The sequence below is a fragment of the Arthrobacter sp. CAN_A214 genome, assembly GCF_015751955.1.
Lineage (GTDB): Bacteria > Actinomycetota > Actinomycetes > Actinomycetales > Micrococcaceae > Arthrobacter_D.
The window spans coordinates 1-24,814 of sequence record NZ_JADOUU010000025.1; the positions used below are offsets into that span (position 1 = coordinate 1).

At 62.3% G+C, this 24,814-nt stretch carries 26 protein-coding genes and 1 riboswitch; of the genes, 13 read left to right on the plus strand and 13 right to left on the minus strand.

Features of this window, described 5'->3' with window-relative positions; genetic code table 11:
- Window positions 1–534 precede the first annotated feature (534 nt).
- Window positions 535–603, plus strand: a riboswitch (guanidine-III (ykkC-III) riboswitch).
- Window positions 604–613: 10 nt separating this feature from the next.
- The 4 genes from IWX65_RS14750 (at window position 614) to trxA (ending at window position 2,381) form a co-directional block, all read left to right on the plus strand.
- A complete protein-coding gene (locus IWX65_RS14750) occupies window positions 614–928 on the plus strand; it encodes a DMT family transporter (RefSeq protein ID WP_196883989.1) in 315 nt (104 codons plus the stop codon).
- A gap of 503 nt (window positions 929–1,431) precedes the next feature.
- Complete coding sequence (locus IWX65_RS14755) at window positions 1,432–1,737, plus strand: DUF4193 domain-containing protein (RefSeq protein ID WP_196883991.1); 306 nt, start codon at window positions 1,432–1,434, stop codon at window positions 1,735–1,737.
- A gap of 147 nt (window positions 1,738–1,884) precedes the next feature.
- Window positions 1,885–2,007 (plus strand): type B 50S ribosomal protein L36, encoded by a 123-nt coding sequence (gene ykgO, locus IWX65_RS14760; protein WP_026548916.1) that lies wholly within the window; start codon window positions 1,885–1,887, stop codon window positions 2,005–2,007.
- A gap of 47 nt (window positions 2,008–2,054) precedes the next feature.
- Complete coding sequence (trxA, locus tag IWX65_RS14765) at window positions 2,055–2,381, plus strand: thioredoxin (RefSeq protein ID WP_196883993.1); 327 nt, start codon at window positions 2,055–2,057, stop codon at window positions 2,379–2,381.
- A 164-nt stretch (window positions 2,382–2,545) separates the two neighbouring features.
- On the opposite strand, the gene IWX65_RS14770 is transcribed toward trxA, so the two are convergent.
- Together IWX65_RS14770 and IWX65_RS14775 are read right to left on the minus strand one after the other, a co-directional pair.
- On the minus strand, window positions 2,546–2,995 hold the full coding sequence (locus IWX65_RS14770; protein WP_196883995.1) for a hypothetical protein: 450 nt from the start codon (window positions 2,993–2,995) through the stop codon (window positions 2,546–2,548).
- A gap of 212 nt (window positions 2,996–3,207) precedes the next feature.
- Entirely contained in the window at window positions 3,208–3,807 is a 600-nt protein-coding gene (locus IWX65_RS14775) for a DUF1440 domain-containing protein (protein WP_196883997.1), read from the minus strand.
- A 147-nt stretch (window positions 3,808–3,954) separates the two neighbouring features.
- Here IWX65_RS14775 and IWX65_RS14780 point away from each other — a divergent pair, with 147 nt between their 5' ends.
- The 5 genes from IWX65_RS14780 to IWX65_RS14800 all read left to right on the plus strand — a co-directional run bounded on the left by IWX65_RS14780 (window position 3,955) and on the right by IWX65_RS14800 (window position 9,498).
- On the plus strand, window positions 3,955–5,130 hold the full coding sequence (locus tag IWX65_RS14780) for a zinc-dependent alcohol dehydrogenase (RefSeq protein WP_196883999.1): 1,176 nt from the start codon (window positions 3,955–3,957) through the stop codon (window positions 5,128–5,130).
- Between the two features lie 202 nt (window positions 5,131–5,332).
- Window positions 5,333–5,905 carry a DUF1440 domain-containing protein gene (locus tag IWX65_RS14785; protein ID WP_196884001.1) on the plus strand — a complete coding sequence of 191 codons (573 nt, stop codon included), beginning with the start codon at window positions 5,333–5,335 and terminating at the stop codon, window positions 5,903–5,905.
- A gap of 42 nt (window positions 5,906–5,947) precedes the next feature.
- Window positions 5,948–6,916 (plus strand): SDR family NAD(P)-dependent oxidoreductase, encoded by a 969-nt coding sequence (locus IWX65_RS14790; RefSeq protein WP_196884003.1) that lies wholly within the window; start codon window positions 5,948–5,950, stop codon window positions 6,914–6,916.
- 28 nt (window positions 6,917–6,944) lie between these two features.
- Window positions 6,945–7,736, plus strand: coding sequence for a winged helix-turn-helix domain-containing protein (locus tag IWX65_RS14795; RefSeq protein WP_196884005.1), 792 nt, complete (start codon window positions 6,945–6,947; stop codon window positions 7,734–7,736).
- Window positions 7,737–8,289: 553 nt separating this feature from the next.
- On the plus strand, window positions 8,290–9,498 hold the full coding sequence (locus tag IWX65_RS14800) for an aminotransferase class V-fold PLP-dependent enzyme (protein WP_334683894.1): 1,209 nt from the start codon (window positions 8,290–8,292) through the stop codon (window positions 9,496–9,498).
- A 31-nt stretch (window positions 9,499–9,529) separates the two neighbouring features.
- Here IWX65_RS14800 and metK read toward each other — a convergent pair whose 3' ends face one another.
- From metK to IWX65_RS14830, 6 genes are all read right to left on the minus strand, one after another.
- Window positions 9,530–10,744: a methionine adenosyltransferase gene (gene metK / locus IWX65_RS14805; RefSeq protein ID WP_196884007.1), complete on the minus strand. Its 1,215-nt coding sequence runs from the start codon at window positions 10,742–10,744 to the stop codon at window positions 9,530–9,532.
- A gap of 84 nt (window positions 10,745–10,828) precedes the next feature.
- Window positions 10,829–11,815, minus strand: a complete 987-nt coding sequence (gene egtD / locus IWX65_RS14810; protein WP_196884009.1) for an L-histidine N(alpha)-methyltransferase — start codon at window positions 11,813–11,815, stop codon at window positions 10,829–10,831.
- Window positions 11,812–12,579 (minus strand): ergothioneine biosynthesis protein EgtC, encoded by a 768-nt coding sequence (gene egtC / locus IWX65_RS14815; RefSeq protein WP_334683895.1) that lies wholly within the window; start codon window positions 12,577–12,579, stop codon window positions 11,812–11,814. The genes egtD and egtC overlap by 4 nt, the downstream gene beginning before the upstream one ends.
- A gap of 15 nt (window positions 12,580–12,594) precedes the next feature.
- On the minus strand, window positions 12,595–13,947 hold the full coding sequence (egtB, locus tag IWX65_RS14820; RefSeq protein ID WP_196884013.1) for an ergothioneine biosynthesis protein EgtB: 1,353 nt from the start codon (window positions 13,945–13,947) through the stop codon (window positions 12,595–12,597).
- Between the two features lie 14 nt (window positions 13,948–13,961).
- Window positions 13,962–15,224, minus strand: coding sequence for an ergothioneine biosynthesis glutamate--cysteine ligase EgtA (gene egtA / locus IWX65_RS14825; RefSeq protein ID WP_196884015.1), 1,263 nt, complete (start codon window positions 15,222–15,224; stop codon window positions 13,962–13,964).
- Window positions 15,225–15,467: 243 nt separating this feature from the next.
- Complete coding sequence (locus IWX65_RS14830; protein WP_196884017.1) at window positions 15,468–15,689, minus strand: hypothetical protein; 222 nt, start codon at window positions 15,687–15,689, stop codon at window positions 15,468–15,470.
- Between the two features lie 176 nt (window positions 15,690–15,865).
- Here IWX65_RS14830 and IWX65_RS14835 point away from each other — a divergent pair, with 176 nt between their 5' ends.
- Both IWX65_RS14835 and IWX65_RS14840 read left to right on the plus strand, forming a co-directional pair.
- Window positions 15,866–16,456, plus strand: a complete 591-nt coding sequence (locus IWX65_RS14835) for a TetR/AcrR family transcriptional regulator (protein WP_196884019.1) — start codon at window positions 15,866–15,868, stop codon at window positions 16,454–16,456.
- Window positions 16,457–16,558: 102 nt separating this feature from the next.
- The gene (locus IWX65_RS14840; protein ID WP_196884021.1) at window positions 16,559–17,332 is read left to right on the plus strand and encodes a DUF427 domain-containing protein; all 774 of its coding nucleotides are present in this window, start codon (window positions 16,559–16,561) and stop codon (window positions 17,330–17,332) included.
- A gap of 208 nt (window positions 17,333–17,540) precedes the next feature.
- Here the strand turns inward: IWX65_RS14840 and IWX65_RS14845 are convergent, their stop codons facing one another.
- The 5 genes from IWX65_RS14845 to merA form a co-directional block, all read right to left on the minus strand.
- Entirely contained in the window at window positions 17,541–17,828 is a 288-nt protein-coding gene (locus IWX65_RS14845) for a DUF427 domain-containing protein (RefSeq protein WP_196884022.1), read from the minus strand.
- Between the two features lie 82 nt (window positions 17,829–17,910).
- Window positions 17,911–18,687, minus strand: a complete 777-nt coding sequence (locus IWX65_RS14850; RefSeq protein ID WP_196884024.1) for an SDR family NAD(P)-dependent oxidoreductase — start codon at window positions 18,685–18,687, stop codon at window positions 17,911–17,913.
- 47 nt (window positions 18,688–18,734) lie between these two features.
- Complete coding sequence (locus IWX65_RS14855) at window positions 18,735–20,591, minus strand: glycoside hydrolase family 15 protein (RefSeq protein WP_196884025.1); 1,857 nt, start codon at window positions 20,589–20,591, stop codon at window positions 18,735–18,737.
- Window positions 20,592–20,738: 147 nt separating this feature from the next.
- Window positions 20,739–22,088: a dihydrolipoyl dehydrogenase family protein gene (locus IWX65_RS14860; RefSeq protein ID WP_196884026.1), complete on the minus strand. Its 1,350-nt coding sequence runs from the start codon at window positions 22,086–22,088 to the stop codon at window positions 20,739–20,741.
- A gap of 55 nt (window positions 22,089–22,143) precedes the next feature.
- A complete protein-coding gene (gene merA / locus IWX65_RS14865) occupies window positions 22,144–23,577 on the minus strand; it encodes a mercury(II) reductase (protein WP_196884027.1) in 1,434 nt (477 codons plus the stop codon).
- Window positions 23,578–23,702: 125 nt separating this feature from the next.
- On the opposite strand from merA, the gene IWX65_RS14870 reads away from it, so the two are divergent.
- Both IWX65_RS14870 and IWX65_RS14875 read left to right on the plus strand, forming a co-directional pair.
- Window positions 23,703–24,092 carry a heavy metal-responsive transcriptional regulator gene (locus tag IWX65_RS14870; protein WP_196884028.1) on the plus strand — a complete coding sequence of 130 codons (390 nt, stop codon included), beginning with the start codon at window positions 23,703–23,705 and terminating at the stop codon, window positions 24,090–24,092.
- Between the two features lie 194 nt (window positions 24,093–24,286).
- Window positions 24,287–24,562 (plus strand): hypothetical protein, encoded by a 276-nt coding sequence (locus IWX65_RS14875; protein ID WP_196884029.1) that lies wholly within the window; start codon window positions 24,287–24,289, stop codon window positions 24,560–24,562.
- Window positions 24,563–24,814: the final 252 nt, after the last annotated feature.

Sequence of the window (24,814 nt, forward strand, 5' to 3'; positions counted from 1 at the left end):
GACGTCGCCCGGGCCACGGTCGCGGGCATCATCACCGGTGAAATCAACGTAGTGCGAGGGGAGTCCACAGCCCAAACGGTCGAGATCAACCGCCAAGATCCTGCGGCGGTGGACCGGATGCTAGCCAAAGGCAAAGACGAACTGGAAAAGGTCGTAGCCGGCCATTCCAGCCTCTGAGTCCACGACCAAAGCGTTGGTGAGCTGCGCCGCGTAAGACCTGCGGCACCTCGGCCCACAACCGGGTCGGGGTGTGGTCCTGCGGCCGTTAGGACAAGGAGCAAGGTAGCACCGTGATGACCAGACCGGGCTGTATCCGGCCTGGAGCGAATTCAGGCGCTTAGCAACAGTCATCCTTTCCATCGGGCACAAGCTAAAACGGCGAAGCAGCCAAAGTGCTCCACCGGATGAATGAGATACACCTGCAGTGGTTCATCCACCTGTGGGCGGGTGGAGCCCCCGGGATTCAGCTCAAAGCCGTCCACCTGTGGGTGAACTACTTCCCTCAGGCTTCCCAAATGATGCGTAAAAAATGAGGGTGGGTCCCTCACCAGCACACCCCCGGACGATAGGTGCCGTACCCGGTGTGCGACAAGACGGCTTATAGGAGATTGTCATGGCATGGTTTGTTCTCGTCATTTCCGGTGTTCTGGAAGCCGTGTGGGCCACCGCCCTCGGTAAATCCGAAGGTCTCAGCAAGCTCGGACCCATTCTGGTCCTCATCCCCTCACTGCTGGCCAGCATGGCTGGCCTGGCCTACGCGATGCGGGACCTGCCCACCGGAACGGCCTACGCCGTATGGGTCGGCATCGGCGCGTCCCTGACCGTCGTGTACGCCATGATCACCGGCACCGAAGCCACGTCCCTACTGAAGATCGTGTTCCTGGCCATGATCATCGGCGGCGTTATCGGACTCAAACTCAGCCACTAGACACTGCACTCCGGTGCCCGTCGCGATTCTCTTGTGGCCAGGCGCGGGCCAGTGGTCAGGCGGGTGTGTTCCCGATCTTTTATGCTGGGGCTCATGCTTGATCTATGAGGCTCTGCTCCGTCCCTTCAAATGGAGCTGCTGGCCCGGTGGCTACCTGCGCAGCCGTGGTTCCAAGGTACGAGCGTGGAGCACCTGAAACGGATCCGTCGCAACAGGTGTACTGGGAAAAGCACCCGCTCAACCCCGGGATGGAAGGGCTGGTCGCGGCTGAGCGAAGCTATAGAAATCGGGCTCCAACCGATCATTTCCTGTCTGGAATAGCCGCGACGGTCCACCAGCGACGCAGCGTGAGGACTTTCCTCCTTGCTCGTGAGGATGGGTGCGTGGATGAACGAGTAGGGCTGTACGGGGCTCGGGCCGGTGCGGGAATAGGCGCAGCATTTGCCGGGTTGTTGCCTGCACACCTGTGATGGTGATGCTCATCCGAAGGAGAGAACCGCTTCATGGCAACTGATTACGACGAACCACGCGTCAGGGAAGAGGATCAGCCCGTCAATGAGTCGCTCGAAGCGATTCGGGCTCAGCGCAGCGCGACCACTCAGACGGCAGTCATCGACGTTGAGGATAGCGACACGGCTGAAGGTTTTGATTTGCCCGGTGCTGATCTGTCGCACGAAGAGCTGCTCATCCAGGTCATTCCCGAGCAGGACGACGAGTTCACCTGCATGTCCTGTTTCCTGGTTCACCACCGCAGCCAGTTGGTCCGGGAATCCAGCGGCGGCAGGTACTGCACGGAGTGTGAGGGCTGAAGAACACCGCTCGACAGCCTCGGCCCCCGCGCCGCTTTCAGGAGGGCCACTCCTCTGCCCGCTGCAGGAAACCGCTTCGTGACATGATCCGCATGACCCCTCAATTCAATTCACTGAACCCCCAGAAACCCGTCAAAGGAGCACCACGTGAAGGTACGAAACTCATTGAGCGCACTCAAGAAAATCCCGGGCTCCCAGGTAGTCCGACGCCGCGGACGAACCTTCGTCATCAACAAGAAAAACCCCCGCATCAAAGCACGCCAAGGCTAACCCCAAGAAACCGCAAACCCAACGAAAACCTAACGAGGGAGACAAAGATGAGCACCACAAAAAACGTCACCGATGCATCGTTCGATGCGGACGTACTTCAAGCCACGAAACCGGTCATCGTTGATTTCTGGGCAGAATGGTGCGGACCATGCCGCATGCTGTCTCCCATCCTGGACGACATCGCCACTGAGCACGCAGGAAAAGTTGATGTCGTGAAGGTCAACGTGGACGACAACCCCGCGATCGCGGCCAAATACGGCATCACTTCCATCCCCGCCGTCTACGTCTTCAACAACGGCGAGATCGCGGCGACCTCGATCGGGGCGAAACCCAAGCAGATCCTCGAGCAGGAATTCGCGGCCTTCATCAGCTAACAGCTACAAACCAGCACGTGTAATCCACCCCGGATCCACCACCGGCAGTGCTGATCCGGCAAACCTGGAGGAAAACGGCACAGCTGGGAAATTCCCCTCACCCCGGGCAACTGCACGTGCTTCGCTGGCGGATGTCCGGGCTGGGGGTCCTGCCGGGAGGTGGTCTAGGATGCTTGGGTTGGTTCGAAAACGTGGTCGTAGATCACGCCGGTTGCTGCGGCCTGGACGAATTTATTGACCAGGTCCACGGTCCAGTCCTCCGCGGTCCAGGTGCCGGGCTTATACAGTCCAAGGGCAGTGTTGAGCAGGACGTCCCCTGTGTAGACGACGGGAAACACGACGGCGATTGCTTTGGCTCCATGTAGGCCGGTGTGAGCTGTGACACCGTAGGCCGAGCCCCACATGGTTCCCAGTGCGAAGTGGGTGACCCAGTTCAGCTGTTCGCGCCCCTGCTCGGTCGTGGGATGGATGGGCAGGATCCGTTCGGCGAAGTCCGCCGGCGCGTAGCTGGTTTCACGCCCCGTCAAAGGCATCTCAACGAATTTCTGGAAGGCCGTCATCACCACGGTCCCGGCGACACCTGCCGCCATACCCCGGACGATCGATCCCATCATGGAAGGCTTCTCTTTAGTAAGCATGCTGTCGATTATTGTCTCGCCCGGCAGTATCCGCAACCACCGTGAAAGCCAGTGTGGCCATCATTGATAGATGTGTCGTGGAAGCTTCCGCCGGTGTTATCGGGTAGGTTGCTCTCCGGCGGAAGCCTTCACTTACAGCTGCGGACCTGCCGGTGTTCGTTGGATGCGGTGTTCGTTAGATGTCGTGTTCATCGGAGGCGGTCCGTTGCGCGCAGGAGGATTTCGGTCGTTACGCCGAGCACGACATGGGCGGCCAGGCCGCGTGCGTGTGCCTGCCAGGGATACCGGCCCGGTGCGGAGGCAATTCCAGTTAGCGGAGCGGCGGTCTCATCCATGATCACAAACAACGCCACGCCGTACAGGACACCGTGCCCGGTGCGCACCGATGGTCGTATCCGACGTATCGCGCCGTAAAGGGCTCCGGGCAGCATGCCCAGAGCATAGTGAAACACGGTCGCGCCCGGTCCCGGGCGCTGGTGTGTCGGGCTCACTCCGCTGACCTGCGTGGCCTTCTTCAAAGCGCCGGCAGTAGCGCCACCATCCGAGGCACCGGCCTGCACACCGCGAACCTGCGCTGCAGTCCCCGCGCCTGCATCCGCATCCCCGTCGCGGGCCTCCAGGTCCCGGGCGAGAGTATGCGTGTTTTCGGCGCGCAGCATGAACCACCCGAGCTGGTCCATGGCCCAGACGCCGACAGCACCGGCGGCAGCACCCAAAACCATATCGATGCCCACAGCACGCAGTCCTGCCACCGGGACTCCTTCCCGGGTGGCGCGGTGGTTATTCACGCGATCAACCTCTCTTCCTGGACAGTAATTGCCTACCTCTGCGGTATGGAATTGAGCCCAACACAAGCGGTTCCTTTCCTTCCGGCAACACATGTGAACATACTGGGATTGATAAGCATACTTACCACCAAAGAGGAGCTTGGGACCATGAGGGCACTTACCTGGCAGGGAAAGCGATCGGTCAGCGTTGACGAGGTACCGGATCCCGTCATTCAGGAACCCACCGACGCCATCATCAAAATCACCTCCACCGCGATCTGCGGCTCCGACCTGCACCTCTATGAGGTACTGGGCCCCTACATGAGCAAGGGCGACATCCTTGGTCATGAGCCAATGGGAATCGTCCAGGAAGTCGGCAGCGCCGTGTCGAACCTGGCGGTCGGCGATCGGGTGGTCATCCCGTTCAACATCGCCTGCGGCACGTGCCTGATGTGTTCTCTGAATTTGCAGTCGCAGTGTGAAACCACCCAGGTCCGGGAAAAAGGCCTCGGTGCAAAGATCTTCGGGTACTCCGAGCTATATGGCTCCGTACCAGGTGGCCAGGCGGAATACCTGCGTGTTCCCTTCGCCGATTACGGCCCCATCAAGGTGGGCCACGACCTGCCCGACGTGCGCTACCTGTATCTCTCCGACATTGTGCCCACTGCCTGGCAGGGCGTGCAGTACGCAAACGTGCCCGACGGCGGCACCCTGGCGGTCTTCGGGTTGGGCCCGGTAGGGCAATTCGCCGCCCGCGCTGGCGTGCATTTGGGTTACCGGGTCATCGGCATTGAACCTGTGCCCGAGCGGCGCGCTATGGCCGAAAGGCACGGCGTGGAAACCCTGGACTACAGCGACACCATTGGAGACGAGCTGCGCGAAATGACCGAGGGCAGGGGCCCGAACTCCGTCCTGGACGCGGTGGGCATGGAAGCCCACGGATCCCCGGTAGGGGCTTTCGCTCAACAGGCGGCCGGCCTGCTGCCGGACCCGCTCGCGCAGAAAGCCATCGAGAAGGTCGGCGTGGACCGACTGAACGTTTTGCACGCCTGCATTGACGCTGTGCGCCGCGGCGGCACGGTCTCCGTCAGCGGTGTCTACGGCGGCATGGCAGATCCGATGCCGATGCTGACCCTGTTCGATAAGCAGATTCAAATGCGCATGGGCCAGTGCAACGTCAAACGATGGATCGGAGACCTCCTGCCCCTGGTCGAGGACCCTTCCGACCCGCTCGGGGTGACCGACCTGATGACCCACGAAATTCCCCTGGATGAAGCACCCGCAGCGTATGAGGTGTTCCAGAAAAAGCAGGACAACTGCATCAAGGTCGTCCTCAAACCCTAATTACACCCTTCGCTCCGCCTGCTCTCCCGAGGCAGGGATTCGACTGACTGGTGAAAGGAAATACTAATGACACATCCCACGACAGAGAACCTTCCTGACAACCGCACCACATCCTTGGAGGCCCCCAGGCAAGAAGCGACGAAGCCCGCTACCTCCCCCCCCTGCCCCTGCGCCCCAGGTGAAACACCATGTGGAGCACCGTGTGGAGCCAGAGCGCAATATTGCTCTGGATCTGGTCTTAGGCGCTGCAGCCGGAGCGGTCGGCGTATGGGTGATGGACCACGTCGGATCGTACATGTACGACCATGAAGACCGGGACGCGCTTGCCCGGGAACTACAGGCCCGCACGGGCGGAAGCGACGTGGAGTACACCGGCCCCGAAAAAGAGGCTCTTGATCGAACCCCACACGCCCAACCGGCAGGAAAAGATGTCGCCCACGTCGGAGTGGAAAAAGCTGCCGAAATGACCGGCATCAACATGAGCACCGCGCAGCCCAACTCCTCGGGGGTTGCCCTCCACTACGCGCTGGGAATACTGCCCGGTGCCTTGCACGCCGTCATCCGCAGGGAAGCGCCTTTCATGAAAGCAGGCAGCGGCGCGCTGTACGGTTTTGGGTTATATGTACTCAATGACGAGATCGTTGCTCCTGCACTGGGACTGGCATCCGGACCCCAGGAGTACCCCTGGCAGGCACATGCAAGAGGCATGGTCGCCCACACGGTCCTCGGTGTGGTCACCGAAAGCCTGCTGAGGATCTCTGACCGTGCCCGCTAACCCCATCCCCGCGGTGACAGCACGCCCCCGAAGGCGGTGCCGGTGAGCCGGCAGGGCGGCCGCCGCCGACCGGGCGCGGTGGTCGTCATCACCGGTGCTTCCAGCGGCATCGGGCGGGCCACCGCGCATGCTTTCGCCAAAGGCGGTGCCCGGCTCGTTCTCGCGGCCCGCAGTCCCGAAACCCTGCAAGAGGTCGCCGCCGAATGTGCCGCGCACGGGGCGCAGGTAATCACCGTGCCCACTGATATCAGCGAGGAATCCCAGGTAGAAACCCTCATGCGCTCGGCAGTTGAAGCGTTCGGGCGGATTGACGTGTGCGTTGCCAATGCCTCCGTCTACAGTTACGGGACCTTCGAAGCCACACCGCCCGACGTGTTCCGCCAGATTATTGGCACGAACCTTCTCGGACCGATTCACACTGCCCGCGCTGTCCTGCCGTACTTCCGAAGCCAGCGCCGGGGAACCTTGATCATCATCGGATCGGTGTACTCCAAAATCACCTCCCCATACGTCTCCCCCTATGTGACCAGCAAATTCGGGCTGCTCGGCTTCACGGAAGTACTGCGCCAGGAATTACGAAAAGCCAAAAACATTCACATCTGCCTCGTACTGCCGGCAACAATCGACACCCCCATCTACCAACACGCCGCAAACTACACCGGCAAGCCCGTCCACCCACTACCGCCCGTCGTCTCCCCCCACCGTGTCGCCAAGGTGATCCTGCGGAACTCGAAACGACCACGGCCGGTAACAGTAGTTGGTCAAATCCAACGAACCATCATCCCGATCCACAGCCTCCTTCCACGGCTCTACGACCAATGCATCAACCCGGTCATGAACCTGATCGCACTACAGAAAGGTCCCACAGCCCCTTCAAGCGGAACGGTCTTCACCCCGGACCCCTCAAGCAACCAGATCACCGGCAACTGGCGGACCAGCCGGACCAGACGCTTGGCAACAGCCAGCGCCATCCTTACTATCTGGTCGATCATCCGGCGTCGTCGCCCTTAACGTCCACAGAGTTAGCGCGGGTCATCGGATGCAATTACCACGATGGGTGTCCCAGGAAACTACTCAGTACGGCCAATCTGCTCCGCGTCCGCGGCGTTCATGTCCGCTCAACCTCAGACCGCATCGACCCGGCAACGTTGACCGGACGTCTGAGCCCTTGAGTGCTCCGGTTCCCGTCGTCGCCCCCAATGGCATGCCGGGGCCGCAGGCGGTCACCGGTGACACGACCGCGCGCGGCTTCGTGCTGTACGTCGCGCTCGACGAGGCCACCGCCGCAGCGGCGGGCACGACCTTCTCGAAGCTCGCACAGGACGTCCATGCCTACGTGCAGTCCCTCGTGCCGACGGCGGAGAGCCACGCGGTGGTAGCCCTCGCACCGGCAGACACACCCGGTTCCGATCTCGACGTCGTGCGTGCGGCACTCGGTGACCCCACCGTGGCCCGGGGCGCGCACCCCGAAAAGGCTCCCGCCCCGCCGCAGGCGCAGCGGGCCCGTCCCACGGGCGCGCTCATCGACCTGTCGCGCCGCGAAGTGCACCTCGACGGCGAGATGCTGAACCTGACCTTCAGGGAGTTCGAGATCCTGAACTACCTCGTCGAGAACGCGACCCGCACGGTGGGCCGTGAGGAGCTCCTGAGCGGACTCTGGCGGACCGCCGACGAAGTTCCTAACGAGCGCACCATTGACGTGCACATCCGGCGACTCCGCTTGAAGCTGGGGCGTTTGGCGGACACCGTGCGCACCGTGCGTGGCCAGGGCTACCGCTTCTGCGATCACCCCGAAGTGGTCGTCTGGGCCGCTCTGAATCACTCAATCTAGGCGTCCTGCGACCTGCCGGGAGGCCAGAGACTTCAGGTTATGGCCTGGTCGTTTTCTTGGCCAAGAACCTTGCCGGAGCCAATGACAGCTACGCGAACCAGGTACGCGACCGGGGCAGCTGCTGGCGACGACGGCGTCATCAACCTCTAACCCTCGGGCGGCAACACGACGACAAGACACCACTCCTTCCCCGTCCCTACTACTGATTCTTCGTCTTGCTACCCTGTCTCTTAAGTTGGAGCACCGATTCGTGACCGCGAAGCTGGTTGCGAGACAGTTTTGTAGGCATTTCCTCGCGAAGAAGCCGTATGAGTAAGCTCATCGGGTATGCGTGCGTCGCCACCGCGCCCAGGTGCACTGCGCCGGCAGGTCGCAAATCCGCTGGCGACCAGTGTTCGGCGCGATGACCTCTACGTCGACCACGGGATGAGCGGCGCCCATGCACGCCGCCGCAATTCGGCAAAACACTCGATGCCCTGCATGAAGGCGACGCTCTGGTCGTCACCACCCTCCGCTGCTCCACCTTAGACATGCTCACTCCCAGGATTGGCGGATGGGACTGTTGAAGGTTTGGGATGATAATCCCATGGTGATTGACGTTGAGGCTGCGCGAGCGGACACCAAAGGTACGGGACAGGTCATTCATTTGAATAATGCTGGCAGTTCCTTGGTGCCGCGTCCTGTGATTGATACCGTGATAGGTCATTTGCGCCGCGAGGAAGAGATCGGCGGGTATGAGGCTGCCGCCGAAACCTCAGAACGTAGGGAGAACGTGTATTCCTCCATTGCCCGGTTGATTGGGGCTACGCCCGGCGAGGTCGCCCTAACGGAGAGTGGATCCGGTGGGTGGGCTTTGGTGGTATCGGCCTTGCCTTTCGCCACTTCGCGGGTTTTGCTGAGTCGCACGGAGTACGTCAACAACGTCCTTGTCCTACGAAATTTGGCGCGGCGGCATGGCCTTCAGTTGGTGGTCCTTGATGACGACAGCCACGGGCAGGTAGACGTGGAGCACCTGCAGCGAGAGCTAGACCGGGGCGACATCGCATTGGTGGCGCTGACACATGTGCCTATGGGCGAGGGTATGGTCAACCCGGCCGCAGAGGTGGGTAAACGCTGTCGGGCTGCAGGAGTGGCCTTCGTTCTTGACGCCTGTCAGTCAGTCGGTCAGATACCTTTGGACGTTGACGCGCTGGGTTGCGACGTTTTGGTGGGTACCGGAAGAAAGTTTCTGCGCGGGCCGCGCGGCACCGCATTCGTTTATGTGCGCGAGACCCTGCTCGAACGACTTGAGCCAGCGTTGCGGGACCGGCAACCCGCGGTGTGCAGCCCCGGCGGGAGCGAACCCGAAGCGGAGGCACGCCTGCTGGAGAGCTGGGAGACCAGCATTGCAGGCAGGCTCGGTCTCGGCCGAGCCGTGGATTACGCCCTGGAATTAGGGCTGGAGCCCATTCGCGATCGGGTCCGAACCCTGGCTGACGCAATGCGGTCTCGGTTTGCTTCGGTCCCCTCTGTGCACCTTCATGATCGCGGGTTGATCAAGTGCGGTATTGTGACGTTTTCAGTTCAGGGCAGGACAGCTGAACAAGTCAAGGCTCATCTTGCAGGGCACCGGATCAACGTTTCCGTCGCGGCACTGCCCCCGTCCACAGCCGATGCTGTCCTATGGCCCAACATTAGAAGACAGACCATCGTCGTGCGGGCCTCAGCGCACTACTACAACACCGACTCCGAAATAGACCGCCTGATCCACGCCCTTCACTGAAACAAGCCCTTCTAACCCGTTAATTTTGTACTTAGGCGTTGAAATAGCTTCGCAGTTTGTCCACGTGGTCTGTCAGTTCCCAGGTAAATCCTTCGGTCTCGCGGCCGAAGTGCCCGTGGGTTGCAGTGTTTTGGTAGATGGGGCGTAAGAGGTCGAGTGCGTTGATGATTCCGAGCGGGCGCAGGTCGAAGATCTCGCGCACTGCTGTTCCGATAGCGGTTGGATCCACCGTTTCGGTGCCGAAGGTTTCGACGTAGATGCCGACGGGCTGCGCCATTCCGATGGCGTAGGCGATCTGGATCTCCACGCGGCGGGCCAAACCGGCGGCCACAACGTTTTTGGCCACCCACCGCATGGCATAGGCGGCTGAGCGGTCTACTTTCGAGGGGTCCTTGCCGCTGAACGCGCCTCCACCGTGTCTGGCCATCCCACCGTAGGTGTCGACAATGATCTTACGACCCGTTAATCCCGCATCCCCTACCGGCCCTCCGATCACGAATTCTCCGCCCGGGTTCAGAATGTGCCGGACCGTGGAAGTATCAAGATCGGTGGTTTTCAGGACGGGATTGATCACGTGCGTTATGAGGTCCGTCCGAAGTTCCTCAAGTGATACGCCTGCCGCGTGCTGGGATGAGATAACGATCGAGTCGACCGACACCGGACGATCCCCGTCGTAACCAACGGTGACTTGGGTTTTGCCGTCAGGGCGCAGGTAGGGCAGCGTGCCGTCTTTACGCACGGAGGTGAGCCGTTCGGAAAGACGGTGCGACAGCCATACAGGTGTAGGCATCAGGACTGGTGTTTCGTCGCTGGCGTACCCGAACATGATGCCCTGGTCGCCTGCCCCTTGCGTGTCGTAGGGGTCCAAACCGGTGCCCTCACGACTTTCGATGGAGGTGAAAACCCCCGAGGCGATGTCCGGGGACTGCTGCCCGATCGACACGGAAACCCCGCAGCGTGCTCCGTCGAATCCGTTGGCTGAGGAGTCGTACCCAATCTCAAGGATGGTCCGGCGCACGATCTCCGGGATTTCGACATAAGCCTTGGTCGTCACTTCACCTGCAACGTGAACCAATCCGGTGGTCACCAGCGTTTCGACAGCCACGCGTGAGTTGGGATCCTGCGCCAGCAGACCGTCAAGAATGGCATCGCTGATCTGGTCACACATTTTATCCGGGTGGCCCTCGGTTACTGATTCCGAGGTGAAAAGCCGCAGGACGGAAGTATTGGGAATGCCTGAATTCATCCGCTCACTTCACTTGATTGGGCGGACAGTCACACGCGAACGTGGCTTCTCCAAAATTGAACAATCGTTCCGCTGATCGGTGGTTCAGAGAGGTTCGGCCAGGGTCATCGCATAGCGTTCTTCAGCATCCGTCCACTGCCCGATGATGGTCAGCCCGGATGCCTCAAGCTCAGCGGCGATTTTCCCTGGGCGGAACTTCGCGGATACCTCGGTGCGCAGTTCCTCGCCACGGTCGAAGCTGATTTCAAGACCGGCGCCGGGCAACTGCACCTGCATGGCATGCGTGGCCCGGAGTCTCATCTCGACCCACTCCTCATCCTCGTTCCACACCGCCACGTGCTCGAACGCCTCGACGTCGAAATCTGCCCCCAACTCCGCGTTGAGGACGCGCAGCACATTCCGGTTGAAGTCAGCGGTGACACCGCTCGAGTCGTCGTAGGCGGGAATCAGGATCTCCGGCGGCTGCACCAGGCCGGTGCCCAGCAGCAATGAGCCGCCATCCTTACCCAACAGTTCCCTCACCTGGGTCAGGAACCGCGCACGGGCATCCGGCTCGAGGTTTCCGATAGTGCCGCCCAGGAATGCCACCATCCGATGCCCTTCCCTTGGAAGGAGCTGCAACTGCGATTCGAAATCGGCGGCCACTGCCTGCAGGATCAGATCGGGATAGTCCCGGGACAGCCCGCTGTTGGCCTCCGTCAGCGCGCTGTCGCTGACGTCAACGGCAACATAGCTTCGCAGGTCCCCGGCTGCCTTCAGTGCGTCAAGCAGCAGGGGAGTTTTCCTCGAGGAGCCGGAGCCGAGTTCAATGAGCGTCTCGGTAGGGCTTGCGGCCGCCATTTCCCCTGCATGATCCTCCAGGATCTGCCGTTCCGTGCGGGTGGGAAAGTACTCGGGAAGCTGCGTGATCTGCTCGAACAATTCACTGCCCCGCTGGTCGTAGAACCATTTGGGCGGCAGGGTCTTCGCCGGTTCGCTCAGCCCTGCCCGCACGTCCTCGCGCAGGGTGCGCTCAAGGTAATGCGGTGGCAGGTGATGGACTATCTCGAGGGCAGTTTTTGAAGGGTTCATGTGAGCGCGGGCTCCATCTCTGCGGGGGTTATCGGGCAAATGTCGACGCCATGCGAAGTGGCGACCAGCATGGACTGATCCGGAACCTCATGCCATCCCGCGCCGTCGTCGGAGGGCTCACTGGCAACGACGGTACCCCTGTTATCCGAGCGCCAGAAAAGGGTATCACCGGCCGCTGTGGCAGCAATGGTGGTTCCGTCGGTCAGGAGGAAGTTGTATCGCCCTGTGCCGTGCGCGGAGGCGTCGGTCACTACGCGCGCCAGCGCGTTCGCCGCGGAATCTCCGGCCGCGGGGTCCAGTGAGTCAAGCCGTTCCAGGACCAGTGCCCATAGCAGGGCCGAATCCACCCGGGCCTCGAGGGCAAGGAGCCGTGCCGGAGACAGCGTCGCAGCCAGTGCCTCAGCGGACCGGGGCCAATTGTCGATCCGCCCATTGTGGCTGAAGAGCCACTTGCCGGCGGTGTAGGGGGCGGCGGCTGCCTCATCCGGCGTCGTACCGGGTGTCGCTGAACGGACGGCAGCCAGTACGGCCCCGCTGGTGGTGACCCGTGCCACGTCAGTAAAGGACTGGTCCGTCCACATGGGTACGGCGCGCCGGTAGCGGGCCGGCAGGGGATCCCCCGTGGCATACCAGCCGACGCCGAATCCGTCCGCGTTCATGGTGCCGTTGCGTTGGCGGCGCGGCGCCCAGGATTGCCGGAGCAGGCCGTGTTCGGGCGCCGAAATCAGCGTGGCCAGTGGTGTCGGAGGTCCAAGGAAAGCCAAGTGACGGCACATCCGCTACTGCCCTCCGGCTGGAGCGGCATTCCGTGCGGTGCGGAAGCCGGTGAAAATCTGGCGCCGGATAGGGTAGTCCCAGTTCCGGAACGTGCCCCGGCTCGCTGCTCCGTCAGCAGCCCAGGACCCTCCGCGCAGCACCTTGTAGCCCCCGCCGAAGAAGGCTTCGCTGTACTCGCGGTAGGGGAACACCCGGAACCCCGGGTAGGGGCCGAAATCGCTGGAGGTCCATTCCCACACATCGCCGATCAGCTGGTGGACGCCCAGCGCGGACGCCCCCTCGGGGTAGGAGCCGACAGGGGAAGGCCGCAGCGCTGCTCCTCCCAGATTCGCGTGGCCGGACGTCGGTTCCTCGTCACCCCACGGGTAGCGCCGGGAGCGGCCGCTCACCGGGTCGTGCCGGGCGGCCTTCTCCCACTCTGCCTCGGTGGGCAGGCGCCGTCCGGCCCACTTTGCGTAGGCCTCGGCCTCGAAGAATGAGACGTGCTGAACCGGCTCGTCGGCGGGGACCGGTTCGAGGACGCCGAAACGGGTTCGCCACCACTGGTGACCGTCCCGCTTCCAGTACTTGGGTGCAGTCAGCTCGTCATCGTTGCGGTGGCTCCATCCCTCAGCGGTCCACCAGTCCGGGTTCGAGTATCCGCCGTCGCTGATGAACTCCATGAAGCTGCCGTTGCTGACGGGGACCGTGTCGATCCAGTAGTCGGGAACGTGCACCTCATGGGCGGGCCGTTCGTTATCCAGTGCCCAGGGCTCCACCGAGGTGCCCATCGTGAAGGAGCCGGCCGGTACATGCACTTCCCGCGGAAGCCCGGTGACACCGCGGGCCAGCACACCGGGCTCCAGATTCACCGGGTGCAGCACGGGTTCGCCTACCCGGAGCTGGTGGGTCGCCAGCATGGTCTCGGCATGCTGCTGTTCATGCTGGATCATCATGCCGAAGGCAAACCCACCGTCCAGCAGCGGCGAACCCTCAAGAGGAACCCGTTCAAGGATATCCAGCGTCTTGGAACGCACATCGGCGAGGTAACCCCGGGATTCCGAAGGTGCCAGCAGCGGCAGCGAGGGGCGGCTGCTGCGCGAATGCTCGAAGGCATCGTAGAGCCTGTCGATCTCCGGGCGAAGCGGTTCCATCCTGCCGACATCGCGGACCAGCCATAGTTCTTCCTGGCTGCCGACATGCGCCAGATCCCAAACCAGTGGAGACATCAGGGGTGAATGCTGTTTGAGGAGTTCCTCCTCGTCACACGCGGTGAGCGCGTGGGTACGACGACGCGCACGCTCAAGGCCCTCCGCAATGAAGGCGCGCAATCCGTCAGGGGCAGCGCTGGTAGCTGCTGAGACCGTATTCGTCATCGGATTCTTTCCTTTCACTGTGTGGGATCGAAGAACAGGCCGGTGCGGCGCCAATCGTCGATCCGCTGGTCTGCGGGAGAGCGGCCCCGAGCGGTGTAGTTCTCAAGGAAGGCTCCCACCCGGGATCTTGTGTCGGCGTCTGCCTTGAGCCGTTCCATCGCGTCCAACGCTGCCTCAGCACATCGACGCCCTGCCTGCGCGAGCACAGGATCCGCCAGCCCGAGTCTGGCGGCGACGGTCATCGGATCAGCCATCGCACTCACGGGCGCGCAGGCCTCTGCAGCTGCGTCAGCTGCCCGTTCGTCATCCACCAGTGCAGTCGCTATCGCTGCGGCTGCTTCCCAGTCCGCACCGGATTGTGTGTCGATCACCCGGATTTCGAGGAAGCCCCTGGGGCGAATGAACGGAAAGAGGGTGCTGAGATGGTAGTCGAGGTCCTCATGCGTGACGGGGCGGGGGCCTTGCCCGCGTAACCAGCCCCGCATCGTCAGGCCGCGCGGAGCTTCCCATGAACCTCTCGACGTGGGGATGCAAAGGACCGAAGCGTCGAGGGCGTAGCGGGCCCAGGCGAAAGGTGGGTCGTCGGAAGCCGGAACGGGCGACGTGCGGGACGGATCGGTTTTCAGCCACACGGCCTGGCGTGTGCTCTGCCAGCCGCTGGGCGACCCATGCCGGAAAGGGGAGTTGGCGAAAAGAGCCACGAGCACCGGCGCGAGATGGTGAAGACGCTGCCAGCGCTGTACTGCGCTGCCCGAACCGTTCCCGGGAAGACCGGCATCCAGGCATACCTGCAGGGAGGCCGTTGAACACATCATGGTTCGCCCGGCCGGCCCCGAACGATCGAAATGGGCTTCCATGGCCGCATAGCGCGGATGGTCGAGGGTCCGCTGTGGAGGACGGGACGGATCCAGTGCAACGCCGCTGAAGGATAGTCCTGCATCCTCGATAGACCTGTCAATGACAGCCAGATCAGCTCTTGCAGCGTTGATGACCGAGGGAAGGTCCGCTCCGCAGGCCGAACTCAATTCCAGCTGCCCGCCCGGCTCGTAAGTGATGACACCGCCACCGGAAAGATTTCCTTCCGCCTCCGCAGCAACGGCCTGGACCTCGGCTACCGGCACAGGGCGCCGCGGGTCGGATATATCGTGCACAATCCGTTCGATTTCCACGCCCACGGCCCCCGGAGGGCCGGTCTTGAAACACACCGACGCGACATAGATCTCCGCCTCGGCCTCCGACAGCGGCCTTGAATCCCGCTCCAACCCTAGTATCGACACCAAACCCTACTATCCCTTCATCGTGATGCGATCACATCTATAGCTCAACAGTTCTTCAACCAGCAACGAAGCCCGTGTAGTTCCTGTTCCTATCCGTCGGCAACAACACGTTCTTTCCAGCGCGGTTCGTCCTTTTCTTGAGGGCGGCTGCACCGCTTGTTTCCGGCGCCTGCCCTGCCGATCCCGGCCACAGAGCGCCCGGCTTCGTGATGCCCTCGAAGGGCCCGCGCCGGGCGAAGGTTTTCACTCCGCCCGGCCGCAACCCATTAAACCCGCCAAAGACGCCCGGCACCCGCAGTCGATCTCCGCGACGAAGCCGGGCTCGCCGCTGCGCTCATCAATTACCGTGCACCAGGCAATGGATGAGATGGAGACCAGGCCTGCGAGAGCTTGCGCCGTTGCCCGCCCGATGCCGCTGGTGACACCTGTAATGAGCGCCGTTGAAGTAGATAGTTCCTTGGTCATGAAAGTCTTCTTCCTGAACAGGCGGGCGATCCCGCTGCTGAAGGGGCTTTGGAATAAAGGCCCGGATGAGTTGTCCGACGCACCCTCTGATCAAACCAATTTGTTTGGTTACATCTAACTAAACAGATCTGTATGGTTATGACTAACTAAACAGATCTGTATGGTATTTTCAAGTCATGACCCAGGCCCTGACGAGGAAACGGCCAGGCCTCGAACGAGTGTTGAAAACCGCGGATCGTCTCTTCTATGAAGAAGGCATCCACGCTACGGGTGTTGACCGCATTGCGGCCGAAGCTCACGTTTCGAAGGCCACGCTGTACACGTACTTCCGGACCAAGGACGACCTCGTCACCGACTACCTTCACCGCCGCAGCCGAAGCTGGCGTGAGTATGTGGCTGGCGAACTGCCTGAGCACGGCGCTTCGCCGGAGGAGCGTTTGCTTGCCATATTCGACCTGTTGGGTGAATGGTTTCTGTCCCCCAGCTATCGGGGATGCCCGTTCATCAACTCCGAAGCCGAATGCGCCCCGGGCCCGTCATCAGAGGCTCATCTGGCTAATCTGGAGCATCGATCCTGGGTCCATACCCTTTTCGGCGGATTGCTCAAGGAAGCCGGGGTCGCCGAGCCCGAGGCGATCGCACGTCAACTCATGCTTCTTTATGACGGGTCGATGAGCGGTGCGCAAGCGGACCCTTCCGTGGACTGGGCTGCCGCTGCACGTGAAGCAGCAGAGAGCATCCTACGGAACCACCAGACCTCTCACTGAAACCGACCGGCCCTAGTGGCCACACCCTCCGTTCATGATGAGGAACCAGACCAGGGGCGAGATAATCCAGGAGCCCTAGAAGATCCGAAAGGACGCATCCCAGTGGAACAGAAAGTCAGGAAACCACTCCCGAGCAATCGATGGGTGCGCGGGTTCGTGGGCGACACCCCCGTCGTGGACAGCCGCGAGCAGCTGCTCGTGTGGGAGGCGGAGCTGCCGGTCCCGCGGTACCTGTTCCGCAACGAGGACGTCCGCCCGGAACACCTAGTCCCGACCGGACCGCCAGACCAACGGGGCTACCACCACCCGAACGCCGGCGTCACCGCCTGGTTCGACGTCGTCATCGGGCAGCGCACCATCCGCCACGGCGCGTGGCGGCGAGAAGGTCTCGACGGCTGGACGGGAGTGACCTGGGAACGCGGCGCACTCGATCACTGGTACGAGGAGAACGTGGAGGTCTTCGAGCACCCTCACGACCCCTTCGTGCACATCGACGCCCTGCCCAGCTCACGCCTGGTGACGGTCCGCCACGACGACGTCCTGCTCGCCGAATCCCGCGAAGCCGTCTTCCTCTGGGAGACAGGTTTGCCGCTTCGGTATTACCTGCCGCGGCGCGACGTCGACTTCGACCAGCTCACACCCTCGGGCACGGAAAGCATCTGCCCCTACAAGGGATTCGCCACCGACTACTGGAGCGTGGCCGGCGAGCCGGAGCTGACCGACATCGCCTGGTCCTACCCCGAACCGTTCTTCCCGTACCGCAACATCGCCGGAACCGTCGCCTTCCTCCACGAAAAACTCGACGTCTCCGTCGACGGCGTACCCCAGCCACGTCCTGTGCCGAAGCAGTGGTCAGCACGGTCTCGACTGGAATAACAAGGTTTCAGCCGGGGTAATACAACGTGGAATGAGGATCGGGCCCGCAGCGCCGTGAACCGGTCACAGTGCTGGACCCGGGGATGTCCGTGATCACGCTGTACGGCATCCACCCCGGTCGCACGCCGACGCAGGCGCCATCGGCAGTCCTCGCCCTTGCCGGCGTGCAACCTCACAAGTCCGCCCTGATAGGGTGCGCCCTCCGGCCTCATTCCTCGATTGTGACAACGTCCCCGTAGAAGGCCACGCGGTCCTTGATGTGCGCCGCTCGTTCCTTGGTCTGGGGGTAGGACCAGGCGGCGTCCACGCTCTGCTGTCCGTCGGCCTTGAGGGTCCAATAGTCGGCCGTGCCCTTCCACGGGCAGACCGTGTGGGTGTCGCTGTCCTTCAGGTACCGGTCGTCCACGGACTTCCGGGGGAAGTAGTGGTTTCCCTCCACGACCACGGTGTCCTCGGACTCGGCGATGACCTTTCCATTCCACACTGCTTTCACCATGATGCTCCTCCTGTGTCGGTGATCGGTTGCCCGTGATCGGCGCCGGCGCGGTAGGAGCCGCGCCCGTGCGGGCGCGACCGGGTCAAGCGCCCTGCCCGGACATCTGCATCAAGCCGCCGTCCATCACGTAGGTGGCCCCGGTGACGTAGTCCCCGTCGCTGGAGGCCAGGAACACGGCCAGCCGGCCGATCTCCTCCGGCTGAGCGGCCCGCTTGAGGGGGATGCTCTTGACCTGCTCCTTGCGGAACTCCGGGTCATCGATCGCCTGCTGGTTGAACGGGGTCAGCACCATCCCGGGTGCGATGTTGTTGACCGTCATGCCCATCTCGGAGACCTCGAGCACGAGGGTGCGGGTGAGGTTGCGCAGGGCGCCCTTGGAACAGTCGTAGTCGGCGGCGCCTGCCCGTGCCTGCTCTTCATGGACCGACGTGGTGTTGATGATTTTTCCGCCGCCGCCCTGCTGCTTGCGGTGGTTGATGAAGTGTTTGCAGCAGATCAGCTGCCCGATGAGGTTGCTGCGCATCGTGGCCTCGAAGTCGGCGATCTCCAGATCCGCGACATAGGTGCCCGACGCGTCGACGCTGGCGTTGTTCATGAGGATGTCGATCCGCCCGAATGTGTCGAACGCGGCCTGGAACATTCCCTGCACCTTGGCCTCGTCGCTGTGATCTCCTTGAACCACGATCGCTTGACGACCGTGGGCTTCGACCTGCTCCCGGGTGGTATTGGCGCCTTTTTCGTCCTCGAGGTAGTGCACGACGATGTCGGCTCCTTCACGGGCGAATTCGACGGCTGTGGCCTGACCTATCCCTGAGTCGGATCCGGTGATGAATGCGACCTTGTTCTCCAGTTTTCCCATAACTTCTTTCCATCTCCTTTAGTTGGTGCTCATTGGTGGTTTCGGGTTCAGCGTTGGTGGTCCTGCTGGTTTTCAGGGTGTTCAGCTTCTGCGATGGCCGAAGCGGCAGTGATGAGGCCGATGTGTGAGAGTCCCTGCGGAAAATTACCGATCAGGGTCCCCTCATGAATGTGAACCTCTTCGGAGAGAAGCCCGAGATCGTTGGCGTACCCCGAGACGGTCTCGAAGATTACTTTCGCCTGCCCGATTTGGCCTGCCATCGCCCGTCCGGCGGCCAGCCAGTAGGAACAGATAATGAACGCGCCCTCATCTCCTGCATCCGTCCACCGTTGGACCAGGGCCCCGGTGGAAAGATCCCGTTCGATGGCGTCCATCGTCGCCAGGACACGGTGGTCGTTGGCGGGCAGGAATCCCACAATCGGCATCAGGAGGACACCGGCGTCGAGGTGATCGGAATCGAAGGCACCAGTGAACGCATTGACGTCACTGTTCCAGCCCCGCTCCAGGATTGCCGCCCGGATGTTATCGCGCCCGGACTCCCACCCCGCCACCCTGTCAGCGGCATCGAGGCGGTCGGCGAGTTTCACCGCACGATCCAGTGCGACCCAGCACATCAGCTTCGATGTCAGGTAGTCCCGATCGCCTTCTCGTCCTTCCCATATTCCTGAGTCTTTTTCATGCCAGGTCCCCGCGGCCCGGTCAGCGACCGCCACCAGAAACCCCGCTGTCTGGGCTGGTAGTTCCCCGAGCTGATCGCGCAGTATCCACGCGCATTCGAAAACCTCCCCGAGGACATCGAGCTGCGTCTGGTTCCAGGCGTCATTACCGACCCTTACCGGGCGGGACTGCGCGTACCCGGTGAGGTGATCGAGGGAATGTTCGCTCAGGTCGTGTTCCCCGCCGACACCGAACATGATCTGCAGGTGGCCCTCCCGCGTCGGGCCGGCTGAAGAAGTGATCCACTCAAAGAACTGCTGTCCCTCATCGGCGCACGCAGCAACCCACAGTGCTTTGAGGGTCAGGCTGCCATCGCGTAGCCACCCGAACCGGTAATCCCAGTTCGCGCTTCCTCCGGGTTCCTCCGGCAATGAAGTCGTCGCAGCAGCGACCACTGCCCCGGTCGGGCGGTACGTCAGAGCCTGCAGCACCAGCACGCTGCGCTGCACCTGCTCCCGGTAGGGCCCCTGATAGCTTTGATGAATTTCGCTCCAGGACTGCCACGCCGCGATCGTGTCCCTGAGCCGGGCCGCACCATCCGGCTCTCCACCAGCATCGTCGACCGAATCGTCAACCAAACTGTCGACCGAACTACGGTGTTGCAGGGCGAACACCGCGCTCTCACGGGTGTTAAGGGTGAACGTTCCGCCCGCACACCCGTTTTCGACGTCGAGTGCGATGTCGCCGGTCAGGGACAACCGGTCAGCGCCTCCTGCTATCTCCCACCCCGCAGCAGTTGGTGTGAAGCCCGGTGTGATGAGCCCGTATTCCAGTCGTGGCGCCAATTCGACTTTCACCTGGACCTGTCCCCGGCTTACCTCCAACCGGCGGACGAGCATATGCGGGGAGCTGTGCCCGATCTGGTGCTCCCGCTCCCCCATTCCCAAAGAAAGGCTATCTGTGAGCCGGAGATCCCCGGTTTCGCAGTGAAAGTCCGTTTCCACGACCATCGTGCCCGGTAGGTACCGTCGGGTGACCGTGAAATTCTCTGTCGGACGGATGGACCAGTATCCGGCATCCATATCGAGCAGGCGGCCAAAGACGCTGGGCCCATCAAATCGCGCTGGGCACCACCAGTCAACCGATCCCTCCCGTGAGACCAGAGCCGCTCCCTGACAGTCACCGAGCAGACCATAATCCGAAATGATCGCCGCCGCCTGCTCCTCGCCGGAATTCCTCGTAGTCATACACGTCCTCTGATTTTTCCTGCACCGACTACCCGTGTCTTGCTGCAGCGCCTTCCCGGCGTAACGATCCTCACCACGGCGTTGCTTGAAGGCCTTGACCCCCCACCATAGGCTTCACCCTTCGCGTGGTCTTTCCCGCCCAGGGATTTACGTACCGAGCTTCTCAAGGGCCGCGAAATATGCCTCGTGGAAGGTGGGGAACTGCGCTACCTGATCGCGTAGTACCTCCAGTGGGATGCCGGTGCGGATGGCCAGCGACGCGTGGTGGATCCATTCACCGGCTTGTGGCCCGACCGCCCAGGCGCCGACAAGTACCTTCCGGTCAGCGTCAGCCAGCAATCCCAGGTGGCCGCGGGGGTCCTGATCGTAAGTCCAGGGCCGGGCGATCGCTTCCGCCAGATCAAGCTCCACTGCCTCGATACGGATTCCCTGTTCTTCTGCCTGGTCCCGGGTGAGGCCGGCCGCGGCGATCTCCGGGTCGGAGAACACCACGCGCGGTATCCCGTCATAGGTTGCCGGGCGAGCTTGTCCAAGGATTGCATCGGCGGCGATTCTTCCCTGGTATTTGGCGACGTGGGTGAACGGCATGATGCCGGTAACATCACCGATCGCCCATACGTTGGCTTTTGCCCGCAGGTGCTCATCGACCAGGACCTGCCCCTTGTCGCCGAGTTCAACCCCTGCCTCCTCGAAGCCCAATCCTTCGGTGCGCGGTTTCCTTCCGGTGGCGAAAATGACGACGTCACCGGCGGCCTCGGTCCCGTCGTCGAGTTCGATGATGCTGTCATCGCCCTGACGGCGGGCTTTCTGGGCCGAGGCTCGCAGTCGTATGTCGACGCCGGCTTCCTCCAGATAGGTGCGTGCCAGTTCACCGACCTTGGTCTCCTCCCGGTCCATCAAACGCTCTCCACGGTGGATCAGGGTGACCTGAACCCCGAACCGGGCCAAGAAGGTCGCCGTTTCAACACCCACAGCGCTGCCGCCGACAATTACCGCCCGCTCGGGCAGGGTCTTCGCCGTATAGGTTTCACGGTTGGTCCACGCCGTGACCTGATCGATGCCCTCCAATGGTGGGATGATGGCTTCTGAGCCCGTGGCGATAATGATGTGCTCCGCGGTCAGTTCCCGTGTTCCGGCCCGAACCTGGCCGGGCGCGGTGATGCGGGCTTCAGCCCTGATGACGGTGGCTCCCTGATCTTCGTATCCTTCGGCCTGTGCGGTGTCATCAAGGTTACGGATCATGGAATCGCGGTAAGCACTGGTTTTCTCCCAGTCGAGTTCCGCTCCCGAAACTCCAGCCGCCCGTTCCACCCCGGTGCGGGCTTCGGCTGGCCGCAGGACTGTCTTGGACGGAATACACGCCCAATAAGCACACTCCCCGCCGATGAGCTCCCGTTCAATAACGGCAACCTTCTTGCCTGCCTTCAGCAGACGCCCGGCGGCAACCTCGCCACCCGGTCCCATGCCCAGCACAACAACGTCAAAATGCTCACTCACGAAATAACTCCTCTGCGTCGAATCTCTAAATGGTTGGTGCGGGGCTTCGCTCTGGTCAGGCGGCGCAGCAGGACAGCTGGGACACATCCCGGGTAAAGGACTGGGCGGTGAGCTTGATACCTTCGGCCATCGTCAGGTAGGGACTCCACATGTTAGCGACCTGATCCACGGTCATCCCCGCCTCAAGAATGTAGACACCCGCTGCTGCGATTTCACCGGCATTCTGCGCCACCGCGGTGATGCCGACAATACGTCCGGTTTCTGAGTCGGCAACCATTTTGATGAAGCCCCTGGTATCCCTGTTGACCAGTGCGCGGGGAACATGTTCAAGGGACACCACCCGGGATTCACAGTCGATGCCGGATTCCCTGGCCTGCTTGTCGGTCAATCCCACCGCCGCGAGGTTAGGACTGGTGAAAGTCACCCGGGGAAGGCTCCGGTAGTCCACCCTGCGCTCCGCCCCGGTGAAGGCGTTGTCCACAGCGAGGGAACCGTGGGAAGCCGCGACATACACGAACTCGGGATGCCCGCTCACGTCCCCAGCCGCCCAGATGCGGGGATTCGAGGTGGCCAGCATGTCATCGACCATCACATCGCCCATACTTCCTGTCCTGACTCCCACGGCGTCGAGGTTCAGTCCCTGAGTTACCGGCCGTCGTCCCGTTGCAACCAGCAAACGCTCCGCCGTATATTCATCTCTTCCTGCCGGGCTCATCGCCCGCACCGCAACCCCGCCCCCGGCAAAGGGGCGCGCCGATTCAACGACAGCACGGCGGATCACCCGGATGCCCTCATCGGCAAAGACCTCCATGAGAGCCCGGGACGCTTCGGGTTCCTCCGCGGATGCCAGTGTTGAACGAACCAGAAGAGTAACCTTTGACCCCAGCCGCGAGAAAAGCTGGGCCTGTTCAAGGGCCACGTAACCGCCGCCAAGGATCAGCAGGGACTCCGGAACACTGTCTAACTCCATGGCTGTCGTCGATGTCAGATAATCGGTCTCCCGCAATCCCTCGATGCTGGGCACCCACGGGCTCGAGCCCGTAGCAATCAGATAGTGCCGGGCATGTAATCTCTCGACGGTCCCGTCGAACCCGGTGATCTGCAGTGTCGGGTCGGTCTCGTCTCCAGCGAAAGCTGCGCTGCCCCGGCGCAGGTCCCAGCCGTAGCTGCTGATCAAATCCTCATACTTATCCGACCGTAGGCTTTCAACAAGGTCAGATTTACCCGCGGTCAACGAAGGCATGTCAACGGGCCCGGCACCGGTGAAGACGCCCGGAAACCTGCCCGAATCCAGGGCCGCGTGCCGCGCGCCGGCTGCGGCGAGCAACGCCTTTGACGGCACACACCCCGTGTTCACGCAGGTACCCCCGATCATTCCGCGTTCCACCATCACGACGCGTTTGCCAAGATGAGTGGCCCGGATGGCGGCAGCGAACGCACCCCCTCCGGAACCGATCACTGCGAGATCAAACCCGGGTACATCGGCCATCGAAGTCCTCCATTCCCTGCCAGTTGCGCAGCGCAGATAGCCATCCGCTTCTTTCGCTTCCATCTCACTGTGCACCTTCCCCTACAGTGGAAGGTCAAGGGAACTTCTGGAGGTGCGGGTAAGAAATGCGTATTGGAGAAGTGGCTGCGGCAGCCGACACAACAGCGAAAACCATCAGATTCTATGAACAGTCCGGGCTCCTGCCCGCCGCGGAACGAAGTGAGAACGGCTACCGGTCCTACGCCGAAGACACGGTAAGTAAGCTGCGTTTCATCCGTCGAGGGCAGGCCGCCGGCCTGACACTGGCCCAAATAGGCGACATCCTGCAACTGCGCGACGACGGCTACGCACCATGCGCCCACGTTCAGAACCTGCTCACCAGGCAGCTGACTTACCTCGACCGGCAAATTACCGAACTGCTCGCACTCAGGGCGGCCGTTGCCGAGTTCCATGCCGGCGCCGATAACGCGGATCCTGCCTCCTGTGACCCCGACCGGATCTGCAGCCTCCTCTAACACCGGCGGCAGGCTACAGCACCCCACGGGGACCATCCGCCTGCGCCAAAACCGCCCGTACCGGCAGAAACCCTCACCCATGCTTGAATGCGAAGGTCCGTTAATTGTGAACCCGGTGGAATGTGAAAAATCGCGGTAAGTAGGACTCCGCCAAGAAATAGTGAGCGCCGGTCTTCAGTAGGGAGCCTAAAACAATGAACTATACGATCGAGGTCGTGGTCGCACTCATCCAATTCGCGCTCAGCTTCTATGCGTTCTGGCTCGTCTGGCGTGTTCTGCTGCCCACGCTCCCTGGGCCCCCAGACCGTCAGGACCGGATTGCGCCGTTCGCAGGATACTTCACCGACCCGTTCATCGTTCCTGTCGCCAAAACGCTGCACGTTCCCCCAAGGCTCATAGCGTTCGTCGCCCTTACACTCGTCGCGATGATATCGATTGCGCTGGATCGCCTCCCCAACCTGTTTGGGTAATCATCAAGGTCCACGGTAAGAACAAAACCATGAAGCATTTCGCTGACCCCCTGACTGCGTCAGGCTGGGGTGAGACACTTCCACTGATTCCTTCCCTTGCACGGGGTGAGAAGCCTGTATTCCTCTCACATCATCGAGTGGCGTAACGCCGGGTGGTGGGGGGGGGGGGGGGGGGGGGGGGGGGGGGGGGGGGGGGGGGGGGGGGGGGGGGGGGGGGGGGGGGGGGGGGGGGGGGGGGGGGGGGGGGGGGGG

Excerpts from the sequence above, each read along its gene's own strand:
- IWX65_RS14780 (WP_196883999.1), top strand. The coding sequence starts at position 3,955 with ATGAGGGCACTTACCTGGCAGGGAAAGCGATCGGTCAGCGTTGACGAG.
- IWX65_RS14850 (WP_196884024.1), bottom strand. The coding sequence starts at position 18,687 with ATGGGAAAACTGGAGAACAAGGTCGCATTCATCACCGGATCCGACTCA.
- IWX65_RS14755 (WP_196883991.1), top strand. The coding sequence starts at position 1,432 with ATGGCAACTGATTACGACGAACCACGCGTCAGGGAAGAGGATCAGCCC.
- IWX65_RS14875 (WP_196884029.1), top strand. The coding sequence starts at position 24,287 with ATGAACTATACGATCGAGGTCGTGGTCGCACTCATCCAATTCGCGCTC.
- IWX65_RS14845 (WP_196884022.1), bottom strand. The coding sequence starts at position 17,828 with ATGGTGAAAGCAGTGTGGAATGGAAAGGTCATCGCCGAGTCCGAGGAC.
- IWX65_RS14770 (WP_196883995.1), bottom strand. The coding sequence starts at position 2,995 with ATGATGGGATCGATCGTCCGGGGTATGGCGGCAGGTGTCGCCGGGACC.
- IWX65_RS14855 (WP_196884025.1), bottom strand. The coding sequence starts at position 20,591 with ATGACTACGAGGAATTCCGGCGAGGAGCAGGCGGCGGCGATCATTTCG.
- merA (WP_196884027.1), bottom strand. The coding sequence starts at position 23,577 with ATGGCCGATGTACCCGGGTTTGATCTCGCAGTGATCGGTTCCGGAGGG.
- egtD (WP_196884009.1), bottom strand. The coding sequence starts at position 11,815 with ATGAACCCTTCAAAAACTGCCCTCGAGATAGTCCATCACCTGCCACCG.
- IWX65_RS14870 (WP_196884028.1), top strand. The coding sequence starts at position 23,703 with ATGCGTATTGGAGAAGTGGCTGCGGCAGCCGACACAACAGCGAAAACC.
- IWX65_RS14795 (WP_196884005.1), top strand. The coding sequence starts at position 6,945 with ATGCAATTACCACGATGGGTGTCCCAGGAAACTACTCAGTACGGCCAA.
- trxA (WP_196883993.1), top strand. The coding sequence starts at position 2,055 with ATGAGCACCACAAAAAACGTCACCGATGCATCGTTCGATGCGGACGTA.
- egtB (WP_196884013.1), bottom strand. The coding sequence starts at position 13,947 with ATGACGAATACGGTCTCAGCAGCTACCAGCGCTGCCCCTGACGGATTG.
- metK (WP_196884007.1), bottom strand. The coding sequence starts at position 10,744 with ATGAATTCAGGCATTCCCAATACTTCCGTCCTGCGGCTTTTCACCTCG.
- IWX65_RS14750 (WP_196883989.1), top strand. The coding sequence starts at position 614 with ATGGCATGGTTTGTTCTCGTCATTTCCGGTGTTCTGGAAGCCGTGTGG.
- IWX65_RS14830 (WP_196884017.1), bottom strand. The coding sequence starts at position 15,689 with ATGACCAAGGAACTATCTACTTCAACGGCGCTCATTACAGGTGTCACC.
- IWX65_RS14835 (WP_196884019.1), top strand. The coding sequence starts at position 15,866 with ATGACCCAGGCCCTGACGAGGAAACGGCCAGGCCTCGAACGAGTGTTG.
- IWX65_RS14800 (WP_334683894.1), top strand. The coding sequence starts at position 8,290 with ATGGGACTGTTGAAGGTTTGGGATGATAATCCCATGGTGATTGACGTT.